This is a genomic window from Devosia litorisediminis (assembly GCF_018334155.1).
GTDB lineage: Bacteria > Pseudomonadota > Alphaproteobacteria > Rhizobiales > Devosiaceae > Devosia > Devosia litorisediminis.
Genome location: NZ_JAGXTP010000004.1, coordinates 86,439 through 107,408, shown reverse-complemented (window position 1 = coordinate 107,408; position 20,970 = coordinate 86,439). Strand labels below are relative to the sequence as shown.

Sequence of the window (20,970 nt, the reverse complement as noted above, 5' to 3'; positions counted from 1 at the left end):
CAGGCGCAGTGTGACACCCAAGTGATTGGCAAAACGTTATCGCAACTGCACAATTCGGGCGACGCGACGGGCGCCACAATCGCGCCATAAAAAGCCATCCACGGCCAAAACAGCCGGCCATTTTTCACGGAACCCGGCAAAACCGGCCTGTCCCGGCCAGTCGGGTGGGAACTGTGGCTTCATGGGCACACCGCGCAAGATGAATCCTCGATTTAAAAAATCGGGTCGATCTCGTTCCGAGAATTCCAACAATCACGGATTCAGTTTCTCCAATATTGGCGAGACCGGGCTGACTATGGCGCGATCAAGGCGGCAATCACTGCGGCACATGGGCAACAGTTCCATGATCGAGGCCAGTTGTGACCAATTCGGGCACATTCTGGCCTGCGGGCTGGATTAGGCAGCGGCCAACACCAACTTCGTGAGTTCCTGTCTTGATTAAAAAAGCCGTATCCGTCGCCGCCCTTGCTGCCGTCCTGTTCTCTGTTTCCACTGCAGCCTATGCCCAATGTGGCGGCGCCTCCTGGTACGGTCCTGGGTTCAATGGAAAGACCGCCGCATCAGGCGAAATCTTCAATGAAAACGCCATGACCGCTGCCCATCGCTCCCTGCCCTTCGGCACCAAGGTCAAAGTTACCGATCAGCGTACTGGTCGAGAAATCGAAGTGACCATCAATGATCGCGGCCCGTTTGTCGGCAAGCGCATCATCGATCTGTCCAAGGCCGCTGCCACCAAGCTCGGCTTCCGCAATCGCGGCGTCACATCGGTGTGCATCAGCCAGCTCTGAATACTGCAATCAGACCTGATTGTATTGCGGGCCGACCTCGAAAGGGGCGGCCCGTTTTTCGTTTTTCTGCTTTATTGCCAGTCTTTAGGCTCACTTTAGTATTCCGCGGCTAGACTGGCTTCGGGAATGCGGAGGAGACGTGCGGCATGAAGCCAACAGTCTATGTTGTGGGACCCAGTGACGGGGCGGGTGCGGGACTGAGCGAAATGGCCCGACGGCTCAATTTCGGAACGGTGCAGCCCTATGGCGGCGTGCCCCAGGCCGAGCAGCAGGTCAGCCGCACGCCCGTGTGCTATTTCCTGTTCGCGGCCGTGCCCGATGTGAGTGCGCTGCGTGATGTGGCCGAGGCGATCCGGTTTTCTGCCAGCCGCAGGCTGCGTTTTTCGCCACTGATCTATTTTTCCGAAAGTCCGTCAGTCGAGACCATAACGCGCTGCATCAATATGGGCTTTGACGATGTGGTCACCATGCCCTTCACCCGCAGCCGGGTGATGGAGCGGATCAATCGCCAGATCGGCACGCAGTTTACCTATTATGAAACGCTGGGCTATTTCGGACCGGATCGCCGTGGCCGGGTGAGCGCCCGCAACACCCCGGCAGACAATCGCAAGGGCGGGCAGTTCCGGCGCCTCGACATCATCCGCAATCTGAGCACCGGGGTGAATGTGGTGCGCGATGAGTTCGTCGAGCACAATCCGCGCCGCACGCTCGTTTCAGCCCGGGCCTGACGATGCTGGTGCAACGTTATTGTTGCAGGAAGAAACGTTTGCACCGCTGCTTTCCCTAGGGCCCGATTTGGCATAGCGTGCAGCCGCAAATCAGCCTCACGAGTAGTCTTCCATGAATTTCGGCCTCAAGCTGGCGCCACAGATACGCGTGTTCGCCGCGTTCTATATTTATTCGTTTTGCATGGGCAGCATCTATCCGCGCCTGCCGGCCATTCAGGAGGCCATGGGCGTGGGCGAAGGCGCACTGGGGCTTTCGCTGATCGGCGCTGCGCTGGGCACCCTGCTGTCGCTGACCTTTGCCGGCCCGTTTCTGGAGCGAATCGGCTATCGCCGCGCGCTGCTGGGCGCCTTGCCGCTGCTGGCCGTGCTCTATGCAATCGCGGTGCTCGCGCCATCGCCGCTGACGCTGTTTGTGCTGCTGGTGCCGGTGGGGGCCACGATTGGCTGCATCGAGCTGATCGTCAATCTTGAGGCCGACCGGGTCGAGCATGCCGTGGGCTTCCGCATCATGAACCGGGCGCACGCCTTCTGGAGCTTCGGCTTTTTCAGCGCCGGCATGGTTGGCGCGCTGGTTGCCCAGGCCGGTATCTCGCCGCAATGGCATCTGGCCATCATGGTGCCGGTGGTGACACTGGCCACCGTGGTGGTGCTGGGCCGGTTCGAGGCCGCCCGGCATCGTGTCAGTACCGCAACCGATAGCGGTCCCCGCTTTGCCCGCCCGACGCTGGCCATTCTGGTGCTGGTCTGTGTCACCTTTTCGGCCGTGGTGATGGAAGGGGCCGGCATTGACTGGTCCGCCATCTATATGCGCGACGTATTCATGGCCGATCCGTTCTGGGCCGGTTTTGCCGTGGCGCTGGGTGCTGGTGCCCAGGCGGTTACCCGGTTCTTTGCCGACAAATTCGTTGATCGCTCCAGCCCGACCATTGTGGCGCGGACCCTGCTGACCATTCTGGGCATCGGCACTGTGCTGGTCTTTGTCAGCCCCTATCAGTGGCTCGCCTATGTCGGCCTGGCGCTGATGGGCGTTGGCACCAGCGCGATCTTTCCGTTGGCCATGTCAGCGGCGGCACAGCGCACCGACCGCTCGGCGGCGGTCAATGTGGCGGCGCTGGCGCAAATCTCATTTGTCGGCTTCCTGCTCGGACCACCGCTGCTGGGTTATGTGGCCGAGCATTTCGGCATTCGCTGGGCCTTTGGCATTGGCCTTCCGCTTATTGTCCTGAGCCTGATTACCGCCAGCGCGCTGGGGTCACGGCCGCCCAAGGCGGTGCCGGCACAATGAGCTCTGGCCCCCCTGGCATGGCGCGGCTGACCATCGCGCCGCAACACCGCATCTATGCATGCTTCTTCTTCTTTGCGGCGACGATTGGCGCCTTGATGGCCCGCCTGCCCGACATCCAGACCCATCTGGGGGTCAGCGAAGGCCAATTGGGCCTGACCATGACCGGGATGGCGCTGGGCTCATTGATTTCGCTGACCGTGGGATCGCCCATTGTCGAGAAACTGGGGTTTCGGCTCACGGCCTTTTTCACCACGCTGGGGCCAGCGATCCTGATCTCCACCATTCCTTGGCTTCCCAACGCCCCGGCCGTCTTTGCCGTGCTGGTGACTGTCGGGCTTTTGGTGGGGGCGCTGGAGATCAACCTTAATGTGGAGATTGACCGTCTCGAAACCCATACCGGCGGGCATTACATGAACCGCGCGCATGGGTTTTGGAGTGTCGGCTTCTTCATTACCGCGCTGTTCGGTGCCGTGATCCGGCAGTCGGACGTGTCGGCTGGACTTCACCTCGGACTGGTCGCCCTCATCGTGATCACCGCGGCGGGTTATCTGATCTATGGGGCGACCAACACGCCAAAGACCGCGCGCAGCCAGACTGAGGCCGCCGGGCAACGCTTTGCGTTTCCAAATCGTGGTCTGCTGCCGCTCTGTCTCATCGGGTTTTCGGCGTTTCTTGTCGAGGGCGCCGGTATCGACTGGTCAGCCATCTATATGCGCGACGTGTTTGCCGTCGAACCGCTGGTGGGGGGCATGGGGCTGGCTCTGTTCGCCTTCTTCATGGCCGTGATGCGCCTTGGCGCCGATCCTATTGTTCGCCGCTACGGCCCGCGCAAGGTCGCCATGGGCATGCTGACCGCGGCGAGCCTGGGCGCGTTGCTGATCGGGCTGACACCGGTTCCCGAACTGGCATTGCTGGGTTTTGCGCTGATGGGGGCCGGCTGCTCGGCAGTCTACCCGCTCGCCGTATCGGCGGCCGCGCAACGGACCGACCGACCCGCCGCCGTCAACGTCGCCGCCATCGGGCAGGTAAGCGTCGTGGTGTTCTTCCTGGCGCCGCCACTGCTCGGCTTTGTTGCCGAGTTTATCAACATACGCGCCTCATATCTGGTTTGCCTGCCCTTGTTGGCGGCCGGTCTGTGGGCCTCGAGCTTTGCGCTGGGGGATCGCAAGCTGGCGGACGCGAGCGGGTTGGCGCCCGAGCCGCTGCCACCGCATGGCTGAGGATCTGCCGCCTATTGTCGATTTGCGCCAATCGGCCACCGCGCTGCGGGTGCAGCGCGGGGTGATGCGACTGCTGCGCGAGAGTTTTGACATGGCGTGCTTTGCCGAAGTGACGCTGAAAAGCGGTCGACGGGCCGACGTGCTGGGAATCGGCCCCAAGGGGGAAATCTGGATCGTTGAAATCAAGTCGAGCCTGATCGATTTCCAGGTCGACAGGAAATGGCCGGAATATCGCGACTTCTCCGACAAGTTCTTTTTTGCCAAGCCGCCCGAGCTGGACGCCGATATCTTTCCGCAAAGCGAGGGGCTGATCGTGGCCGATGGCCATGACGGCGCCATTTTGCGCGACAGCCCCAATACGCCCCTGGCGCCAGCCCGCCGCAAGGCGTTGACGCTCAAGCTGGCCCGCCTTGGCGCGGACCGTATCCACGCCTTGATGGACCCTGGTCCGAAGTGAGTCCCATGCCCATTGCCCGCTGGCGCATCATTGCGCTGTTCTTCGTTCATGCCCTGGCCATTGGTGCTATTCATACGCGCATTCCCGATATCCAGCTGCTGGTGGGGCTCAGCGAATCCCAGCTCGGGCTGGTGCTGATGGGCCCCGCAGTGGGCGCGCTGGGCACCTTCCTGTTCTCCAGCCGGGTGATCGAGCGGTTCGGGCCGCGCGCTGTCATTCTCGGCGTGCTGCCGGTGGCCATCATCTCGGCGGCGCTGATCACGGTGCTGCTGCATCCCGTGGCGCTGTTCGTGCTGCTGATGATCAACGGCATTGGTTTTTCGCTGACCAATATCGCCATCAATGTGGAGGCCGACCGCATCGAGGCGGCGACCGAACAGCGCATCATGAACCGCTGTCACGGCGCCTGGAGCGTGGGGTTTCTGCTCACCTCGCTGCTGGGCGCGGCGCTGCGCGGTTTCGATGTCTCACCGGCGCTGCACATGTGGGCGCTGGCGCCGGTGACGATCGCGCTGCTGCTGATCATTGTTGTGCCCATGCCCATCGTGCCGCCGCGTGCCCATGCCGGCGCCGGCAGGAAGCGGCTAGCCTGGCCCAGTTGGGCCACCATGGGGCTGGTGGCCTTTGGCCTGGGGGCGGCGCTGACCGAAGGTGCGTCGCGCAGCTGGTCGATCATCTATCTGCGCGACAATTTCGAGGTTGCCGCCTGGATTGAATCGCTGGCACTGCCGGCCCTGCTGTTGACCATGGCCATTGGCCGACTGGTGGCGGATCGCTGGATCGACCGGTTCGGCCCGGTCCGGGTGGCCCGCACGCTCTCGGCGGTGGCGCTGGTGGGCATGGTGCTGCTGGTGGCTTCCCCCAACGCGGCCAGCGCGCTGGCAGGGTTCGGGCTGGTAGGGGTGGGCATCTGTGTGCTGTTCCCCTTGACCCTGTCCGCCGCCGCGCGGCTGGGCGACCGGCCGGCCTCGGAAAATGTGGCGGCGACCACACTGATCTTCCAACTGGTCAATCTGGGCGCGCCGGTGCTGATCGGCACCGTGGCCGAGGGCTTTGGCATTCGCAGTGCCTTTGCCATGCTGCTGCCGCTGCTGGTCCTGTCGTGGCTGATGGCCGGGCGGCTCAGGCCTGGCCGTCCAGCTCATGCTCCACAGGGGTAATGGCGGTTTCGCGATGGGCCGGTGATGGCGCCACACCCAGCGTGGACAGTTCGGCCTGCAGCGCCTGCATCAGTGCCAGCTTTTCCTCGTCACTGCCCTCGGCCAGCCGCTGGCTGAGCCGGATGGTGAAATCGGAAAAGGCATTGTGCCAGTCCGAATGGACCTGATTGGGATCGATGCGTGGCGTGGTCGCCGCGGCCTTGCCGGTGACGCCGGTTGCGGTCAGTTCGAAATAGTCATCAAGCTGGGGCAGGATGATCTGGTCGCCGCCCAGGCCGGTGGCCATCAGCGCCTTGCGCAGCGCCAGGCGCTCCTCATCTTCGCCATGGCTGAGAAAGATCGCGCCATGGGCGGGCAGGCGCGCGGTGATCCAGTCCATCAGTTCGGAGTGGTCGGCATGGGCTGAATAATTGCCCAGCGAGCGGATATTGGCGCGGATCGGTACGACCGAGCCGTGAATTCGGGCCTGCTTGGCCCCTGTCAGAATGACATGGCCCAGCGTGCCGGGCGCCTGATAGCCCACAAACAGGACGGTAGCGTTGCGGCGGATCAGATTGTTGCGCAGATGGTGCTTGATACGCCCGGCATCGCACATGCCCGAAGCGCTCATGATGATGGCGCCGCCGCGAATGGTATTGATGGCCTTGGAATCCTCGACCGCCTCGATGATGCGGAAGCGTGGATCGTTGAACAGCTCGTCGGCGCCCAGTTCGACGTCGTCGAACATCTTGGCGTATTTGCGATAGACGCTGGTGACTTTGCTGGCGAGCGGGCTGTCGAGAAACACCAGCTTGGGGTCGATCTCGCCGGTCTTGATGAGATAGCCAATGTCGTGCAGCAATTCCTGGCTGCGCTCGACGGCGAAGGTGGGAATGATCAGATTGCCACCGCGACCCAGCGCCTCGTTGATCTCGGCCTTGAGCACTTCGCGGCGCTGCAGCAGGGTATAATCGTCGCGGTCACGACCGCCATAGGTGGATTCGCAGACAATGTAGTCAAAGCCAGCCGGCGCGTCGGGCTCCTTGTAAAACACCTTCTCGTCGGGGCCGATATCGCCCGAGAACATCAGCCGCACCGGCGTGTCACCATCCATCACCTCAATCTCGATCGAGGCCGAACCGATGATGTGGCCGGCATTCCAGTAGCGGGCGCGTACGCCCGGGCCCGGCTCGATCCAGTTTTCATAGGCACAGGTCTGGCGGTGCTTGAGCGCCTCGTCGGCGTCGGCCTTGGTGTAAAGCGGCTTGACGGGTTCGTCGCCGCGCCGGCTGCGCTTGCGGGTTTCGCGCTCGGCTTCGCTTTCCTGAATACCGGCACTGTCGGGCAGCATGTATTCGAGCAGACCGGCCGTGGGTTCGGTCATCCAGGTCGATCCGCGCCAGCCTTCGGCATACAGCTTGGGCAGCAGGCCGACATGGTCGATATGGGCGTGGGTGAGCAGCAGGAAATCGATAGATTTGACATCGAAGGGGGTCGGCTTGAGGTTGAGCGCGCGGACCGTGCGATTGCCCTGGAACATGCCGCAATCGACCAGAAAATGGCCGCCGGGATGGTCAACGCGATAGCAAGACCCGGTTACCGTGCCAGCCGCACCGTGGAAGTGAAGGGTAACAGTCATGGCCCGGCTCCTCGCTTTTCACGCTAACGTGTCGAAGTAAGCCTGACTGGCCCGGCAATGTCGAGACAGGCAAATCTCTTGCGGGTTGTCCTGACGCTAGCGCGGGGCGCGCTTGGCCAGAATGCGCTGCAGGGTGCGGCGGTGCATGTTGAGGCGCCGCGCGGTTTCCGAGACATTGCGATCGCACAGTTCATAGACGCGCTGGATATGCTCCCAGCGCACACGATCGGCCGACATCGGGTTTTCCGGTGGCTCGGGCTTGTCTTCGCCGGTGGCCAGCAGGGCGTTGATGACATCATCGGCATCAGCAGGCTTGGAGAGATAATCGACCGCCCCCAGCTTCACCGCAGTCACGGCGGTGGCGATATTGCCATAGCCGGTGAGCACCACGGCGCGCGCATCGGGGCGCTTCTGGTGCAGGGCCGAAACCACCTCGAGGCCATTGCCATCTTCGAGCCGCAGATCGACCACCGCATAGGCGGGGGGCTTTTCCGCGACAGCGGCCAGGCCATCGGCAACAGTGCTGGCGATACGCACGTCAAAGCCGCGCCGGGTCATGGCGCGCTCAAGGCGCTGCAAAAATGCCATATCATCGTCAACAAGCAACAGGCTTGGATCGGTGGCAAGTAGGTCTTCGATCGTGCTCATGGCTTTCCCATAGGCTGTTGCACCTGTTACGTCAAAACCGGTGTTTTGGATCTATAGCTCGATTGCAGTGCGTGGCCAGACAATCCGCACCTGGGCGTGACCATCGGACGCAATGTTCTGAAACGCCAGCCGCGCGCCGGTGCGTTCGAGCAGGGTCTTGGCAATAAAAACGCCCAGGCCCAGCCCGCCGGGCTTGCTGGCATCGGGACCATGGGGGTCGCGCGGGCGGCTGGTCAGATAGGGCTCGCCCAGCCGGGCAATCAGCTCGGGCGCAAAGCCGGGCCCATCATCGGTGATCGACACAGAAATGCTGTCGCGATCCCAACCGGCCTCGACGCGCACGGTCTGGCGCGCAAAGTCGGCGGCGTTCTCGATCAGATTGCCCAGACCATAGAGCAGACCGACGCTGCGGTTGAAGACCGGCGGTTCGCCAGCGGCGCGCTCGTAATAGAACAGAATGGCCTTGCCGCGCCCCTCATGAGGGCGGGCGACCTCGGCCAGCAGATCGGTGATGGGCACGGCGGCGAAGGGATCGTCGTGATGATTGTCGAGATTGCGCAGCTTGGCCAGAATGGCGCGACAGCGCGCCGCCTGCTCGATGATCAGTTCGACATCGGAGGCCAGATCGCTGTCCGCGGGCGCATCGGCGCGCATTTCCTTGGCAGCCAGGGCAATGGTGGAGAGCGGCGTGCCCAGTTCATGGGCAGCTGCGGCGGCCAGACCATCGAGCGCCGAGAGCTGTTCCTTGCGCGACAGCGCCAGCTCCGTTGCCGCCAGGGCGTCAGCGATCTGGCGCGCATCGTGGGCGACACGGTTGGTATAGGCGGAGATAAACACCACACCGCAAATGATCGAGACCCAGATGCCGATCACATAGATGCGGTTGAACACGATGGTTTCGAGCGGATCCCAGGGCAGCGGCAGATGCCAGACCGCCAGCACCGAGGCAATCACGGCGGCCAGCAGCGCAATGACCAGGGTCGAGCGCTGCGGCAGGGTGGTCGCCGACACCGAAACGGGGGCCAGCAGCAGCAGCGAGAAGGGGTTTTGCAGTCCGCCGGTGAGCGCCAGCAGGCAGCCAAGCTGGCACAGATCAAAGGCGACCTGACCGGTAGCAAACAGGCTGCTGGGCCGATAGGCGGCGCCAAAGTGCCAGACGAGCCACAGATTGACTGCAGCCGAGGCGCCGATCAGGATGAAGCACTCCAGTAGCGGCAGGGGAAACCCCAGGCCAAAGGCGACAAACAGCACGCCAATGGCCTGTCCTCCCACGGCCAGCCAGCGCACGAGCACCAGTGTCTGCAGCCGCAAGGGGCGCCAGGTCGAGGGCAGGGGCAGGCCGTCAGCCTGGATTATGGACATCTCAAAGCCTTGGGCTCGCTAAATTTTGTCGCGCTATAGGGACAGAAAATCGTCATTTCAAGAGCCAAAAACGCACAGGCACACGCTTGATCCTACCCCAGGATGGGCCACGTATTGATCATCGTGACTGGGAGAAAGTAAGCGAAATGACCACAGCAATCATCAAACCACAATGGTCCCCCTTGACCATCGCGCTCATGGTAATGGGCTTTATTCTGTTCTGGCCCCTGGGTCTGGCCGTGCTCGGCTATATCCTATGGGGTGAAAAATTCGGCGGTTCGCCGGAAAAGGCGCAGGCCTATTTCAACAAGGGCCGCGACTGGTGCACCTCGGGCAAGCATCGCCATCATGGTCGGCACAGCCACCACTACGGCATGAGTTCGAGCGGCAATGCCGCCTTTGACGAATATCGCAGCGAACAGCTCAAGCGCCTCGAGGAAGAGCGCGCCCGTCTGGACGCCGAGATCGAGCAGTTCCACGAATACATGGCCAATCTGAACAAGGCCAAGGATCGTGAAGAGTTCGACCGCTTCATGAATGACCGCCGCGGTTCGCGCCAGGGCTATACCGAGCCCAAGCCCGAGCAGAACGATCACAATGATGGCGACCAGAACAACAATAATGGCTGGAACAATAACGGCTAGGCCGCAGCCAGACCAAGACAAGCGACGCGCTGCGGTGCGTCGCTGACCTTTTCCAAAGCCAGCCGTGCCCCGGCTGTACTGGCGCCCCGCCGCGGGGCGCTTTTTTGTGTCCGGTCGGACACCGCAATCGCGCCAAATCACGTTAGTATCGGCCCAGCGATTCCCGAGCCCCAGATGAACCTGTTCTTCCGCACCAAACCGAAAATCCCGCCATCGACCGTCATCAGTATTGATGGCGAAGCGGTGAGCGTGACCGTGCGGGTCAATGCACGGGCGCGCAGCTATCGGCTGAGCCTGCCCCATAATGGCGGTCCGGTGCTGACGCTGCCACCGCATGGCAAATGGGCCGAGGCCGAGGCCTTCCTCGCCCGTCAGCACAACTGGCTGGCAGCGCGGATCAAGCGGGCGCCGCAGGCGGCCAGCTTTACCGATGGGGGCGTGGTGCCGCTACGTGGGGTGGATCATCGCATTATCGGCACAGGCAAGCTGCGCGGCCGGGTGGAACTGGCTGAAAACGACGGGGAAATGGTGCTGCTGGTGCCCGGCGATCTGGCGCATCAGGCACGGCGGCTGACCGACTGGTTTAAGGATGAGGCGCACGCCGATCTGAGCGAGCGCAGCGCCTATCACGCCGCGCGGCTGGGGGTAAGCGTCAAGACCATCAAGATGCGCAGCCAGGCGAGCCGCTGGGGCTCGTGTTCAAGTTCGGGCAATATCAATTACAACTGGCGGCTGGTTCTGGCGCCGCCCTTCGTGCTCGATTATGTGGCCGCCCATGAGGTCGCCCATCTGGTCGAGATGAACCATTCGGCCGCGTTCTGGGCTACCGTGGAGCGCACCCTGCCCGATATGGCAAGGGGCCGCGCCTGGCTCAAGGCGCATGGTCGCCAGTTGATGGCGCATGGCAGCTAGGCCACCACGCGCCTGATTTTCATTCCGGGCTAATTGCCGAAGATCAGATCCATCAAGGTGCGTGGATTGTCATTGGCTGGCGCCTGCTGCTGGATCTGTTGCGGCGCCTGGGCAGGGGCGCTGGGCACCCAGACCTGCTGGCCGGTGGCCGGGTCGATCACCAGCACCATGGGCAGACCGGTATTGGGATCGATCGGTGCCTGACCCACGCCATTGCTCTGGGCCTGCAGCGGGAAGCCGGTAACCGGATCAATCGCCTGATCGGTGACGATCTGGCCCACGGGCAGGCCCGTGGTGGGATCAATCTGCTGGCCATTGGCATCGATGATCAAGCCGCCCGCGGGCAGGCCGGCACCGGCGGTCAGATCCTGCCCGGACTGCAAGGGCTGCACGCCCGCGCCGATGGGCTGGCCGGTATTGGGATCGATCTGGACCACCTGACCGGTGGCCGGATCGGTCACGGTCTGCACCGGCAGGCCGGTTGCCGCGTCGACATACTGCACCTGTGGCTGGCCGGTATTGGGGTCGATGATCACCTGACCGGTGTTTGGATCAACCACGGGCTGGCTGACCAGCTGGCCTTCATAGCTGCCGCCGGGAATCGGGGCCGCCTGCTTGCCCGCAAGGGCCTTGGTCATGAATTGCGACCAGATGGTCGCGGGTACATTGCCGCCCGACAAGGTGGTCTTGGTGGCGTCGTCATTGCCCAGCCAGACGCCGGTGACCATGGCGGAGGTAAAGCCGATAAACAGCGCGTCCTTGGCGTCCTGGGTGGTGCCGGTCTTGCCGCCCACTTCCCAGCCGCCAATATTGGCGCGCTTGCCGGTACCCACTTCAACAGCGGTGCGCAGCATATCGTCCATCTTGGCGAGCACGTCAGGCGCCACGACACGGCCGGGGCCGGCATCGGAGGCTTCATAGAGCACGTCGCCCGCCTTGGATTCGATGCGGGTGATGACGTTGGGGATCACGCCCATGCCGCCATTGGCGAAGGGTGCGTAGGCACTGGTCAGCTCGAGCAGGTTCACTTCCTGAGTACCCAGCGCGATGGAAGGCACCGCAATCAGCTCGGAGGAAATGCCCATGCGGGTCGCCACATCGATGACCGCCTGCGGGGTGACGTCGATGGCCAGTCGCGCGGCAATGGTATTGATCGAATAGGCCAGACCCTGACGCAGGGTCACCGTGCCGGCATACTTGCCCGAGGCGTTGCGCGGGCTCCAGCCATTATAGTCGAACTGGGCGTCTTCGGCCAAAGTGTCGGGCGTATAGCCCTTTTCCATTGCAGCCATATAGACGAAGGGCTTGAAGGTCGAACCGGGCTGGCGCTTGGCGGTGACGGCGCGGTTATACTGGCTCTTTTGATAGTCGACACCGCCCACCATGGCGCGGACCTTGCCGTCCACATCCATGGCCACCAGCGCGCCCTGGGTGAAGCCGCGCTTGCCGCCTTCGGCCGCGACCTGTTCGCGTACGATGAACTCGGCGTCTTTTTGCATCTTGTAGTCGATAGTGGTCTGCACGATCACATCGCTCTCGATGTCGCCGATATAGGCAGTCATCAGGCTTTCGACCCAGTCAGCGACATAGGATTCCGAACCGGCGACGCGGGTGCGCACGCTCTGATTGGGGTCAATCTGGGCGGCGGTGGCTTCTTCAGCGGTAATATAGCCTTCGGACGCCATGGCATTGAGCGACAGGCGCTGACGCTCAATGGCGCGTTCGGGGCTGGATTTGGGGTTATAGGCCGATGGCGCGGGCAGAATGCCGGCCAGCATGGCGGCCTGACCCAGCGACAGATTGCGCGCCGAGACACCGAAATAGGTCTGCGCGGCGGCCTCGATGCCGGTTGCACCGGCGCCGAAATAGACGCGGTTCATATAGAGTTCGAGGATTTCTTCCTTGGTATAGTTCTGTTCCAGCCAGACGGCCAGAATGGCTTCCTGCACCTTGCGGCCCAGGGTCTGGTCGGGGGTGAGGAACAGGTTCTTGGCCACCTGCTGGGTGATGGTGGAGGCACCACGGGTGACGCCACGCGCCTTGATCATTTCAAGCACGACCGAGGCCATGCCGATCGGATCGACGCCGAAATGGCTCATGAAGCGGCGGTCTTCGCTGGCGATGATGGCCGCGGGGACATAATAGGGCAGCTCGCGATAGGTCACCGCTTCGCCGCCGGTCTGGCCACGATTGGAGATCAGGCTGCCATCAGCGGCCAGAATGCGGATATTGGGCGGCCGGTCGGGCACGGCCCAGGTATTGGATGAGGGCAGCTGCGCGCCGTAATAGACGATGATGCCGATCACCGCGATACCGCCCCACAGGCAGGCGGCAAAGCCCCACCAGAGCAGGCCCATCAAGAAGCCGCCGGAACGCGATTTGCGTGGCTTGTTGCCGCGCGGGGTCGATGCCTTGCCGCGCCGGGGGGGCTTGCCGCCGCCCTTGGGGCCATTGCCCGAACTGCCGACGGGGCGTTCGCCGGTGCTGAACATGCTCGAGGCCTGTCCCAGCGATGGTTCGACGCGCGCGCCCTTGCGCGGCTTGGCTTCGGCCTTTGCCGTTTGCCTGGGCTTGCTCGCCTTTTTGGGCTGAGCGCCAACGCGGTCATCGGCGGAAATGCGGAAATCCATCAAGCAAACCTACAGCAGAGCCTTTTGGCCGCTTCTACTCTGTTCCGCGCAAATGGGAAACAAGAGGTTAGCGACTGGTTAAAGGCCGACCCTGACCGACTCGCGGTGCACTGTCGTCACAACAGCGTGCACCACGCGGTCACGGCAGTGGTTTTCCAGAGTAAATGTGGCTGGTTTAAGGGCTGAGGGGCCATGGCACGCCTGCTGTTGCGCCGTGGTCACAGGCTTTGGCGCGCTCAGGCGTAGCGCGCCAGCCCCAGATCGTGGGTATCGATTTCGGGCGTATTGCCGCTGATTATGTCGGCGGTAATGCGCGCCGAGCCGCAGGCCATGGTCCAGCCGAGCGTGCCATGGCCGGTGTTGAGATAGAAATTGGGATAGCGAGTGGGGCCGACAACAGGGGTGCCATCGGGCGTCATGGGACGCAATCCGGTCCAGAAGGTTGCGCGGCTGACATCACCGGCGCCTTCGTAGAGGTCGGTGACCACATGCTCGAGCGTCTTGCGGCGCCGATCATGCAAGGTGGTGTCAAAACCGGCGATCTCGGCCATGCCGCCAACGCGGATACGGTCGCCCAGACGGGTGACGGCAACCTTGTAGCTTTCATCGAGCACAGTGGAGGTCGGCGCCCGGGTTTCATCGATGATCGGCACGGTGATGGAGTAGCCCTTGACCGGATAGACCGGCACATTGAGCCCGAGCGGCTTGACCATGGCGGGCGTGAAACTGCCCAGCGCACCGACGAAGACATCGGCTTCAAGCTCGCCCTGATTGGTGCGCACGGCGCGCACCTTGTCGCCTTCGGTGACCAACGCGTCGATATCAACGCCAAAGCGGAATTCGACACCCAGTTCGCGGGCCATTTCGGCCAGCTTGGTGGTGAAGATGAAGCAGTCACCGGTTTCGTCATTGGGCAGGCGCAGGCCGCCAGCGATCTTGTCGCGCGCCTTGGCCAGACCGGGTTCGGCGGCAATGCAGCCCGCCGCATCAAGCAATTCAAACGGCACGCCATCGGCGGCGAGCACTTCGGTATCCTTGTGGGCGCCTTCAACCTGCTTGTCATAGCGGAACAGCTGCAACGTGCCCTGACTGCGATTGACGTAATCAATGCCGGTATCGGCCCGCAGCGCCATGAGCTGGTCGCGGCTATATTCGGCCAGTCGCACCATGCGCGACTTGTTCACCTGATAGCGGCCAAGCGTGCAATTGCGCAGAATGGACAGGCACCAGACAATGGTGGCCGGGTCGAGCCGGGGCTGCACGATCAGCGGGGCGTGGCGCATGAACAGCCATTTGAGCGCCTTGCGCGGCACACCGGGCGCAGCCCAGGGGGAGGAATAGCCGGGCGAAATCTGCCCGGCATTGGCGAAACTGGTTTCGTGCGCCACCGCGTCCTGACGTTCCAGCACCGTGACGGCATGGCCGGCCCTGGCCAGATAATAGGCCGTTGTAACACCGATGACGCCGCCGCCCAGAACGATCACGCGCATGACTGCTCTCCACGAAACATTGCCGGTCCCCAGCTGAACCGTCGCAAGCCATAATTCTGGCGCAGAAGCCGTGAAATGTCCTTCACTTTGATGCATGATAATTGCAAGAAATGCGACTCCGCGCATATTACTGCGGTATTGTAGTAGAAAGTTGTTCGATATGGACCGGATTGATCAGGCAATCGTCACACAGCTGCGCCGCGACGGTCGCATGAGCAATGCCAGTCTTGCCGATGCCGTAGGCCTGTCTCCATCGGCCTGTCTGCGACGCTTGCGGGAGCTGGAAAACAGCGGTGTCATTCGCGGCTATACCGCCATTGTGGATGAACCAACGCCGGGCGACACCATCGTGGCTATTGTGCAGATCACGCTGGAGCGGCAGACCGATGATGTGCTGCGCCGTTTTGAACACGCGCTGCGCGGCTGTGCCGAAGTGCGCGAATGCTATCTGATGGCCGGCATGACCGACTATCTGGTGCGGGTGGAAGCCGCCAGCGTCTCCGATTACGAGCGACTGCACACCGAGGTGCTGTCGCGTCTGCCCAGCGTGACGCGCATTCAGTCCAGTTTTGCCATCCGCAATGTATTGCGCCCGGTGCGGGGCTGACCGTGGTGAGCCCGTGGCGCCTGATTGTTGCGCTGTGCCTGTGCAGTGTGCCCGGCATGGCGCGGGGTGACGAGCAGATCATGCTGACGCGCGCGCTCGACGGGGCCATTACCCAGTTCGAAGCGGCCCGGCCCCGACTGGGTCAGTCGCTGTCGGGCGTTGATATTGGCGCCTATGGCGATGCGCTGTATCGGCATCGCTTTGCTGGCGGGGCGTGGCCAGGACAGACGGCGCTGACCTTCGATATCCGCCCTGACAATAGTGGTTCCTGCAACCGGTTTGCCGCCTTTGTGCGCATCCCGCCCCAGGATGGTGTGGTTGCCCTGGTGCTCTGCCCGGAGTTTTTCAGCGCCGGTGCCGACAGCTTGCGCCAGCTGACGATCCTGCATGAGATGGTTCATGTGGTGGCAGGGCGCGATGAGTGTCAGGCCATGGCCTTTGCCGCCCGGATCGAGCAAATGGCCGGGGGCGACTACACCCCGGTCGATAGCTATTGGCAGGCCCAAAATTGCTCTGGCGGCCCCTATCGCCTGCCCTGACACTTGAAATCTGGACTTATTGCCATCATTTGAAGTATACATATACTTTCATTTGATGGAATATGCCGCCATGCTCGACAGCGTCGCTACCCAGGAGAGGCAGGATTTTGCCGTCGAGGCCGATCGGGCCCGGCTATCCGCGGTTGCGCTCAAGGCCTATCGGCGGCTGGTGGTGCAATGGGGGTTGACGGGATTGCAGGCTGCTGCCCTGCTCGATGTATCGAGCAGCACCTGGGAGCGCATGAAGCAGAACGGCAAGGACAAGCCGCTCAGCCAGGATCAGATGACCCGCATTTCAGCGCTTGTTGGCATCTACAAGGGCCTGCACCTGCTCTTCGCCGACGAAATGGCAGACCGCTGGATGCGGCTGGACAATGCCGGGCCGCTGTTTGCCCGCATGAACCCCATCGACTCCATGATCAGGGGCGGCATTCCGCAAATGCTCGAAGTGCGCCGTTATGTGGACGCCGTGCGCGGGGGCCTATGATTGTCGCTTGATGGTGTGCCCATTGCCACGATTGCCATCCCCACCACCGTCCGGCTGGTGAGCACGGCCCGCTTGCGCGCTTCAGTGCTGGCCTCGCTTGCCGATGGCGATGCGGAACTGGCCATGCTGGCCGAAATCGAGGGCGCGACCAGCAGTCGATTGCGGGCGCAGGAGCGCGGGGTCACCGGACTGGCGGCCAATGAGCTGGTCTATGACGTGCCGCACGCCCATTTCATCAATGCCTCATTTGCCTATGCCCGCCCCCGGCAGCCCAATCGGTTCAATGGCAGCCAGCGCGGCGCCTGGTATGCGGCGCTGTCCACCCAGACGTGCCTGGCCGAGGTCGGCTTTCACCTGACGCGGTTTCTGGCCGATACCGGGGTTTATGAGACGGTGGTCGAGTATGCCGAGATGCTGTGCAGCCTGGCGGGCGCCTATCTCGATCTGCGCGCCCGGCCCGACCATGCAGCGCTGGGCGCCGACGCCACGCGCGCCTATCCCGAAGGCAATCGTCTGGCAGAGGCGGCCCGCGCGCACGGGCTCAATGGGATTGTTTATCCATCGGTGCGCCACACTGGCGGCACCTGCTTTGCCGCGCTGCGCCCCGCTGCGGTTCAGTCGGTGCGGCAGGGCGACATCTATCGCATGACGTGGCAAGGGGCCCCCACGCCGATCGTGGAAGGCCCCTTGCCGACAGAGACTTGATCGGTCCGATCAGACGTCCAGATTGGACACGCTGAGGGCGTTGTCCTGGATGAATTCGCGGCGTGGCTCGACCAGATCGCCCATCAGGGCGGTAAAGATCTCGTCGGCCTCGTCGGTCTGGTCGACCTCGACCTTGAGCAGGGTGCGTGCATTGGGATCAAGAGTGGTTTCCCAGAGCTGGGACGCATTCATTTCACCCAGACCCTTGTAGCGCTGCAGCGACACGCCCTTGCGGCCGGCATCGGTGACCGTCTTGAACAGCGAGGCTGGCCCGAAGATCGGGGTCACTTCGCCGCCCTTGCGGGTCAGGGTCGGCACGCCGCCATAGATTTCGTCGAGACGGTCAGCCAGCTGGCGCAGTTTGCGCGCATCGGCGCTGAGCAGCAGCGCCCGGTCAAGCTGGTGGGTCTCGGTCACGCCGCGCACGGTGCGGGAGAATTCAAGACCTTCCTCGTCGGTGATATTGCCCGACCAGCCACGCTCCAGCTCATCGGAAATCCGGTCCAGACGGGCCGCCACGCGGTCCATGGTCTTGCTGATGCGGCTTGGATCGCTCAGCCCTTCGGGATCAAGGCCGCCGACAATGGCGGCCTGTTCGACCAGGCTGCGATTGTAGCGGGTATTGAGGTTATCGATGGCTTTGACGATGTCGCGGGCCTGCTGAAGGATGCTCATCAGATCGGCGCCAGCATGTTCGGAGCCGTTCTGGGTCTTGAACACGGCTTCATCCAGGCCGTAATCGAGCAGATAGTCTTCGAGCGCCCGTTCGTCCTTGAGATATTGCTCAGCGCGGCCACGGGTGGCTTTGTAGAGCGGCGGCTGGGCGATGTAGATGTGGCCGCGCTCGATCAGCTCGGGCGTCTGACGATAGAAGAAGGTCAGCAGCAGGGTGCGGATATGGGCGCCGTCCACGTCAGCATCGGTCATGATGATGATCTTGTGGTAGCGCAGCTTGTCGGCGTTGAACTCTTCGCGGCCAATGCCGGTGCCCAGCGCGGTGATCAGCGTGCCGACCTGATCGGAACTGATCATGCGGTCAAAACGGGCGCGCTCGACATTGAGGATCTTGCCGCGCAGCGGCAGCACGGCCTGATTGGATCGGTCACGGCCCTGCTTGGCCGAACCGCCAGCGGAGTCGCCCTCGACGATGAAGATTTCGGACTTGGCCGGATCGCGTTCCTGGCAATCGGCAAGCTTGCCGGGCAGCGAGGAGATTTCCAGCGCGCCCTTGCGGCGGGTCAGTTCGCGCGCCTTGCGGGCGGCTTCGCGGGCGGCAGCGGCTTCAGCCACCTTGCCCACGATGATCCGGGCTTCGTTGGGGTGTTCCTCAAACCACTGACCGAGCTTCTCGTTGACGATGTTTTCGACAACGGGGCGCACTTCGGAGGAGACCAGCTTGTCCTTGGTCTGGGAGGAGAACTTGGGATCGGGCACCTTGACCGAGAGCACGCAGGTGAGGCCTTCACGCGTGTCGTCGCCGGTCAGCGAGACCTTTTCCTTTTTGGCAATACCCGAGGTTTCGGCATAGCCGGTGACCTGACGGGTCAGAGCGCCGCGCAGACCGGCCAGATGGGTGCCGCCGTCGCGCTGGGGGATGTTGTTGGTGAAGCACAGCACGTTCTCGTGGTAGCTGTCGTTCCACTGCAGCGCGACTTCGACGGTGATGCCGTCCTTCTCGCTGATCATGGTGATCGGGCGATCGATCACGGCTGCCTTGGACTTGTCGAGATAGCTGACAAAGGCTTCCAGGCCACCCTCGTAGAACAATTCGACATTGACCGTTTCGGGGTGCCGGTTGTCGTTGAGCAGAATGCGGACGCCCGAATTGAGGAAGGCGAGTTCGCGCAGGCGATGCTCAAGTGTCTTGAAGTCGAACTCCACCATGGTGAAGGTTTCGGCCGAGGGGAAGAAGGAAATCGCGCTACCGCTGCGGCCTTCATAGGTGCCCGGGGTCTTGTTGGGCACATAGGTGCCGGTCTGCTTGAGCGGGGCATCGGCAACGCCGTGGCTGAAGCTCATCTCGAAAATCTTGCCGTCGCGGCGGATGTCCAGCCGCAGCCAGGCTGACAGGGCATTGACCACCGAAACGCCCACGCCGTGCAGACCACCAGAGACCTTATAGGAATTCTGATCGAACTTACCGCCGGCATGGAGCTGGGTCATGATGACCTCGGCTGCCGAGACGCCCTCTTCCTTGTGGATGTCGGTGGGGATGCCGCGACCATTGTCGATCACGGTGACCGAGCCATCGGCATTGAGGGTGACGGTCACCAGATCGGCATGGCCGGCCAGTGCCTCGTCGATGGCATTGTCGACCACCTCATAGACCATGTGATGCAGGCCTGAGCCGTCATCGGTATCACCGATATACATGCCGGGGCGCTTGCGTACCGCATCGAGGCCTTTGAGCACCTTGATGCTGTCGGCGCCGTATTCTTCGGGGACGGGAGTTTGGCTATCGGTCATGGGGTCCGAATCAGTCGTTTTCAGAGTGCATTTGTTCTAGCCGAACGGGGGTGTATCCCCAAGCAAAATGGCCGTTTTCGGGGCGAAAGCGGGGGGTTTTACCCTAGTCGTGCTGCAGGCGTCCCTCACGCACGGTAATGGTCTGGGCGCGATCGCCCAATGCCTCGAACAGCAGGCGGTCCGTCCCGGTCAAAAAGCACTGCGTACCGAGCCCGTCGAGCGCTGAAAACAGCGCCCGGCGCCGGTCAGGGTCAAGATGGGCGGCGATCTCGTCGAGCAGCAGAAAGGGCGTGATGGCGGTCCGCAGCTTGACCAGCCGGGCATGGGCCAGGATCAGGCCGATCAGCAGCGCCTTCTGCTCCCCAGTGGAGCCCAGCGCGGCCGGTATGCCCTTTTGGGCATAGGTGACCTCGAGATCGACCCGGTGCGGGCCCGCCAGGGTTCGTCCGGCGGCGCGATCCCGCCCCCGGCCCTGGCGCCAGATATCGACCAGGCTGGCTTCGAGCGCCGCCGAGGCTGCGGGCTCGACGCCATCTTCGAACAGCGGCGTCAGCGCCAGATGGGCGGCGGGGAAGCTGGCATCGTCCAGGCTCTGGCCAATCAGGGTCTGCAGGTGGCTCAGGCTATCGGTTCGCGCCAGATGGATGGAGGCACCCAACTCGGCCATCTGCGCCTCAATGGCGCCCAGCCAGGCGGTGTCGCCGCCATCCTCAAGCAAGCGGTTCCGCTGGCGCATGGCCTTGTCGTAATCATTGACCGAGGCGGAATGGCTGGGGATCAGCGTGGTCACCAGGCGGTCGAGAAACCGGCGCCGATCGCTGGCGGGGCCCGAGAACAGGCCATCCATGGCCGGGGTGAGCCAGAGCACGCGCAGATAATCGCTCATGGCCTCGACGGAGCGGGCATTGGCGCCATTGATGCGCACGCGCCGCCCCCCATCGGGGGTGGCGCCGGTGCCGATATCGGCGGGTCCATCATCGGTTTCGACCGTGGCGGCGACGGCCCAGCCAATATCGGAGCCCTGCGACTGCACGGTCTCGAAGGCGGCGCGGCGCAAACCGCGACCGGGGGAAAGCAGTGACACTGCCTCGAGCAGATTGGTCTTGCCGGCCCCATTGGAGCCGGTCAGCACAACATGACGGGAATCGAGATCAAGCGCTGCCGCCGCGTAATTGCGGAAAGCGGTCAGGCGAAGCCGGGAGAGATGTCGGATCGTGACGTCGA

At 62.9% G+C, this 20,970-nt stretch carries 19 protein-coding genes; 12 read left to right on the top strand and 7 right to left on the bottom strand.

Going from position 1 to position 20,970, the window contains the following annotated elements:
- The first annotated feature begins 434 nt into the window (after positions 1–434).
- From KD146_RS17825 to KD146_RS17800, 6 genes are all read left to right on the top strand, one after another.
- Positions 435–788 (top strand): septal ring lytic transglycosylase RlpA family protein, encoded by a 354-nt coding sequence (locus tag KD146_RS17825; protein ID WP_212660200.1) that lies wholly within the window; start codon positions 435–437, stop codon positions 786–788.
- A 146-nt stretch (positions 789–934) separates the two neighbouring features.
- On the top strand, positions 935–1,516 hold the full coding sequence (locus KD146_RS17820) for a hypothetical protein (RefSeq protein ID WP_212660199.1): 582 nt from the start codon (positions 935–937) through the stop codon (positions 1,514–1,516).
- A gap of 112 nt (positions 1,517–1,628) precedes the next feature.
- Entirely contained in the window at positions 1,629–2,801 is a 1,173-nt protein-coding gene (locus KD146_RS17815; protein WP_212660198.1) for an MFS transporter, read from the top strand.
- A 26-nt stretch (positions 2,802–2,827) separates the two neighbouring features.
- The gene (locus KD146_RS17810; RefSeq protein WP_212660258.1) at positions 2,828–4,021 is read left to right on the top strand and encodes an MFS transporter; all 1,194 of its coding nucleotides are present in this window, start codon (positions 2,828–2,830) and stop codon (positions 4,019–4,021) included.
- Complete coding sequence (locus KD146_RS17805) at positions 4,014–4,478, top strand: MmcB family DNA repair protein (RefSeq protein ID WP_212660197.1); 465 nt, start codon at positions 4,014–4,016, stop codon at positions 4,476–4,478. The genes KD146_RS17810 and KD146_RS17805 overlap by 8 nt, the downstream gene beginning before the upstream one ends.
- A 5-nt stretch (positions 4,479–4,483) precedes the next feature.
- Positions 4,484–5,638, top strand: a complete 1,155-nt coding sequence (locus KD146_RS17800) for an MFS transporter (protein WP_212660196.1) — start codon at positions 4,484–4,486, stop codon at positions 5,636–5,638.
- Here the strand turns inward: KD146_RS17800 and KD146_RS17795 are convergent.
- The 3 genes from KD146_RS17795 to KD146_RS17785 all read right to left on the bottom strand — a co-directional run bounded on the left by KD146_RS17795 (position 5,601) and on the right by KD146_RS17785 (position 9,266).
- Positions 5,601–7,256, bottom strand: a complete 1,656-nt coding sequence (locus KD146_RS17795; protein ID WP_212660195.1) for an MBL fold metallo-hydrolase RNA specificity domain-containing protein — start codon at positions 7,254–7,256, stop codon at positions 5,601–5,603. The genes KD146_RS17800 and KD146_RS17795 overlap by 38 nt on opposite strands.
- A gap of 96 nt (positions 7,257–7,352) precedes the next feature.
- Positions 7,353–7,904 (bottom strand): ActR/PrrA/RegA family redox response regulator transcription factor, encoded by a 552-nt coding sequence (locus KD146_RS17790; RefSeq protein ID WP_212660194.1) that lies wholly within the window; start codon positions 7,902–7,904, stop codon positions 7,353–7,355.
- 51 nt (positions 7,905–7,955) lie between these two features.
- Positions 7,956–9,266, bottom strand: a complete 1,311-nt coding sequence (locus KD146_RS17785) for an ActS/PrrB/RegB family redox-sensitive histidine kinase (RefSeq protein WP_212660193.1) — start codon at positions 9,264–9,266, stop codon at positions 7,956–7,958.
- Between the two features lie 146 nt (positions 9,267–9,412).
- Here KD146_RS17785 and KD146_RS17780 point away from each other — a divergent pair, with 146 nt between their 5' ends.
- Both KD146_RS17780 and KD146_RS17775 read left to right on the top strand, forming a co-directional pair.
- A complete protein-coding gene (locus KD146_RS17780) occupies positions 9,413–9,910 on the top strand; it encodes a DUF2852 domain-containing protein (protein ID WP_212660192.1) in 498 nt (165 codons plus the stop codon).
- A 174-nt stretch (positions 9,911–10,084) separates the two neighbouring features.
- On the top strand, positions 10,085–10,822 hold the full coding sequence (locus tag KD146_RS17775; RefSeq protein ID WP_212660191.1) for a M48 family metallopeptidase: 738 nt from the start codon (positions 10,085–10,087) through the stop codon (positions 10,820–10,822).
- A gap of 29 nt (positions 10,823–10,851) precedes the next feature.
- Here the strand turns inward: KD146_RS17775 and KD146_RS17770 are convergent, their stop codons facing one another.
- Both KD146_RS17770 and KD146_RS17765 read right to left on the bottom strand, forming a co-directional pair.
- Positions 10,852–13,452 carry a PBP1A family penicillin-binding protein gene (locus KD146_RS17770; RefSeq protein ID WP_212660190.1) on the bottom strand — a complete coding sequence of 867 codons (2,601 nt, stop codon included), beginning with the start codon at positions 13,450–13,452 and terminating at the stop codon, positions 10,852–10,854.
- A gap of 236 nt (positions 13,453–13,688) precedes the next feature.
- Positions 13,689–14,942: a D-amino acid dehydrogenase gene (locus KD146_RS17765; protein ID WP_212660189.1), complete on the bottom strand. Its 1,254-nt coding sequence runs from the start codon at positions 14,940–14,942 to the stop codon at positions 13,689–13,691.
- A 160-nt stretch (positions 14,943–15,102) separates the two neighbouring features.
- On the opposite strand from KD146_RS17765, the gene KD146_RS17760 reads away from it, so the two are divergent.
- The 4 genes from KD146_RS17760 to KD146_RS17745 all read left to right on the top strand — a co-directional run bounded on the left by KD146_RS17760 (position 15,103) and on the right by KD146_RS17745 (position 17,280).
- Entirely contained in the window at positions 15,103–15,549 is a 447-nt protein-coding gene (locus KD146_RS17760; protein ID WP_427857123.1) for an Lrp/AsnC family transcriptional regulator, read from the top strand.
- Positions 15,550–15,554: 5 nt separating this feature from the next.
- Positions 15,555–16,088, top strand: coding sequence for a M35 family metalloendopeptidase (locus KD146_RS17755; RefSeq protein ID WP_212660187.1), 534 nt, complete (start codon positions 15,555–15,557; stop codon positions 16,086–16,088).
- 70 nt (positions 16,089–16,158) lie between these two features.
- On the top strand, positions 16,159–16,575 hold the full coding sequence (locus KD146_RS17750) for an antitoxin Xre-like helix-turn-helix domain-containing protein (RefSeq protein ID WP_212660186.1): 417 nt from the start codon (positions 16,159–16,161) through the stop codon (positions 16,573–16,575).
- A complete protein-coding gene (locus tag KD146_RS17745) occupies positions 16,576–17,280 on the top strand; it encodes an RES family NAD+ phosphorylase (protein WP_212660185.1) in 705 nt (234 codons plus the stop codon). It begins immediately after the preceding gene.
- A gap of 9 nt (positions 17,281–17,289) precedes the next feature.
- On the opposite strand, the gene gyrB is transcribed toward KD146_RS17745, so the two are convergent.
- A complete protein-coding gene (gyrB, locus tag KD146_RS17740) occupies positions 17,290–19,746 on the bottom strand; it encodes a DNA topoisomerase (ATP-hydrolyzing) subunit B (protein WP_212660184.1) in 2,457 nt (818 codons plus the stop codon).
- 103 nt (positions 19,747–19,849) lie between these two features.
- Positions 19,850–20,959 (bottom strand): DNA replication/repair protein RecF, encoded by a 1,110-nt coding sequence (gene recF / locus KD146_RS17735; protein WP_212660257.1) that lies wholly within the window; start codon positions 20,957–20,959, stop codon positions 19,850–19,852.
- Positions 20,960–20,970: the final 11 nt, after the last annotated feature.

What these genes read in the sequence shown, in the direction of transcription:
- KD146_RS17820 (WP_212660199.1), top strand. Translation starts at nt 935, where the DNA reads ATGAAGCCAACAGTCTATGTTGTGGGACCCAGTGACGGGGCGGGTGCG.
- KD146_RS17750 (WP_212660186.1), top strand. Translation starts at nt 16,159, where the DNA reads ATGCTCGACAGCGTCGCTACCCAGGAGAGGCAGGATTTTGCCGTCGAG.
- KD146_RS17780 (WP_212660192.1), top strand. Translation starts at nt 9,413, where the DNA reads ATGACCACAGCAATCATCAAACCACAATGGTCCCCCTTGACCATCGCG.
- KD146_RS17770 (WP_212660190.1), bottom strand. Translation starts at nt 13,452, where the DNA reads ATGGATTTCCGCATTTCCGCCGATGACCGCGTTGGCGCTCAGCCCAAA.
- KD146_RS17805 (WP_212660197.1), top strand. Translation starts at nt 4,014, where the DNA reads ATGGCTGAGGATCTGCCGCCTATTGTCGATTTGCGCCAATCGGCCACC.
- KD146_RS17815 (WP_212660198.1), top strand. Translation starts at nt 1,629, where the DNA reads ATGAATTTCGGCCTCAAGCTGGCGCCACAGATACGCGTGTTCGCCGCG.
- KD146_RS17790 (WP_212660194.1), bottom strand. Translation starts at nt 7,904, where the DNA reads ATGAGCACGATCGAAGACCTACTTGCCACCGATCCAAGCCTGTTGCTT.
- KD146_RS17785 (WP_212660193.1), bottom strand. Translation starts at nt 9,266, where the DNA reads ATGTCCATAATCCAGGCTGACGGCCTGCCCCTGCCCTCGACCTGGCGC.
- KD146_RS17800 (WP_212660196.1), top strand. Translation starts at nt 4,484, where the DNA reads ATGCCCATTGCCCGCTGGCGCATCATTGCGCTGTTCTTCGTTCATGCC.
- KD146_RS17775 (WP_212660191.1), top strand. Translation starts at nt 10,085, where the DNA reads ATGAACCTGTTCTTCCGCACCAAACCGAAAATCCCGCCATCGACCGTC.
- KD146_RS17765 (WP_212660189.1), bottom strand. Translation starts at nt 14,942, where the DNA reads ATGCGCGTGATCGTTCTGGGCGGCGGCGTCATCGGTGTTACAACGGCC.
- KD146_RS17795 (WP_212660195.1), bottom strand. Translation starts at nt 7,256, where the DNA reads ATGACTGTTACCCTTCACTTCCACGGTGCGGCTGGCACGGTAACCGGG.
- KD146_RS17760 (WP_427857123.1), top strand. Translation starts at nt 15,103, where the DNA reads ATGGACCGGATTGATCAGGCAATCGTCACACAGCTGCGCCGCGACGGT.
- gyrB (WP_212660184.1), bottom strand. Translation starts at nt 19,746, where the DNA reads ATGACCGATAGCCAAACTCCCGTCCCCGAAGAATACGGCGCCGACAGC.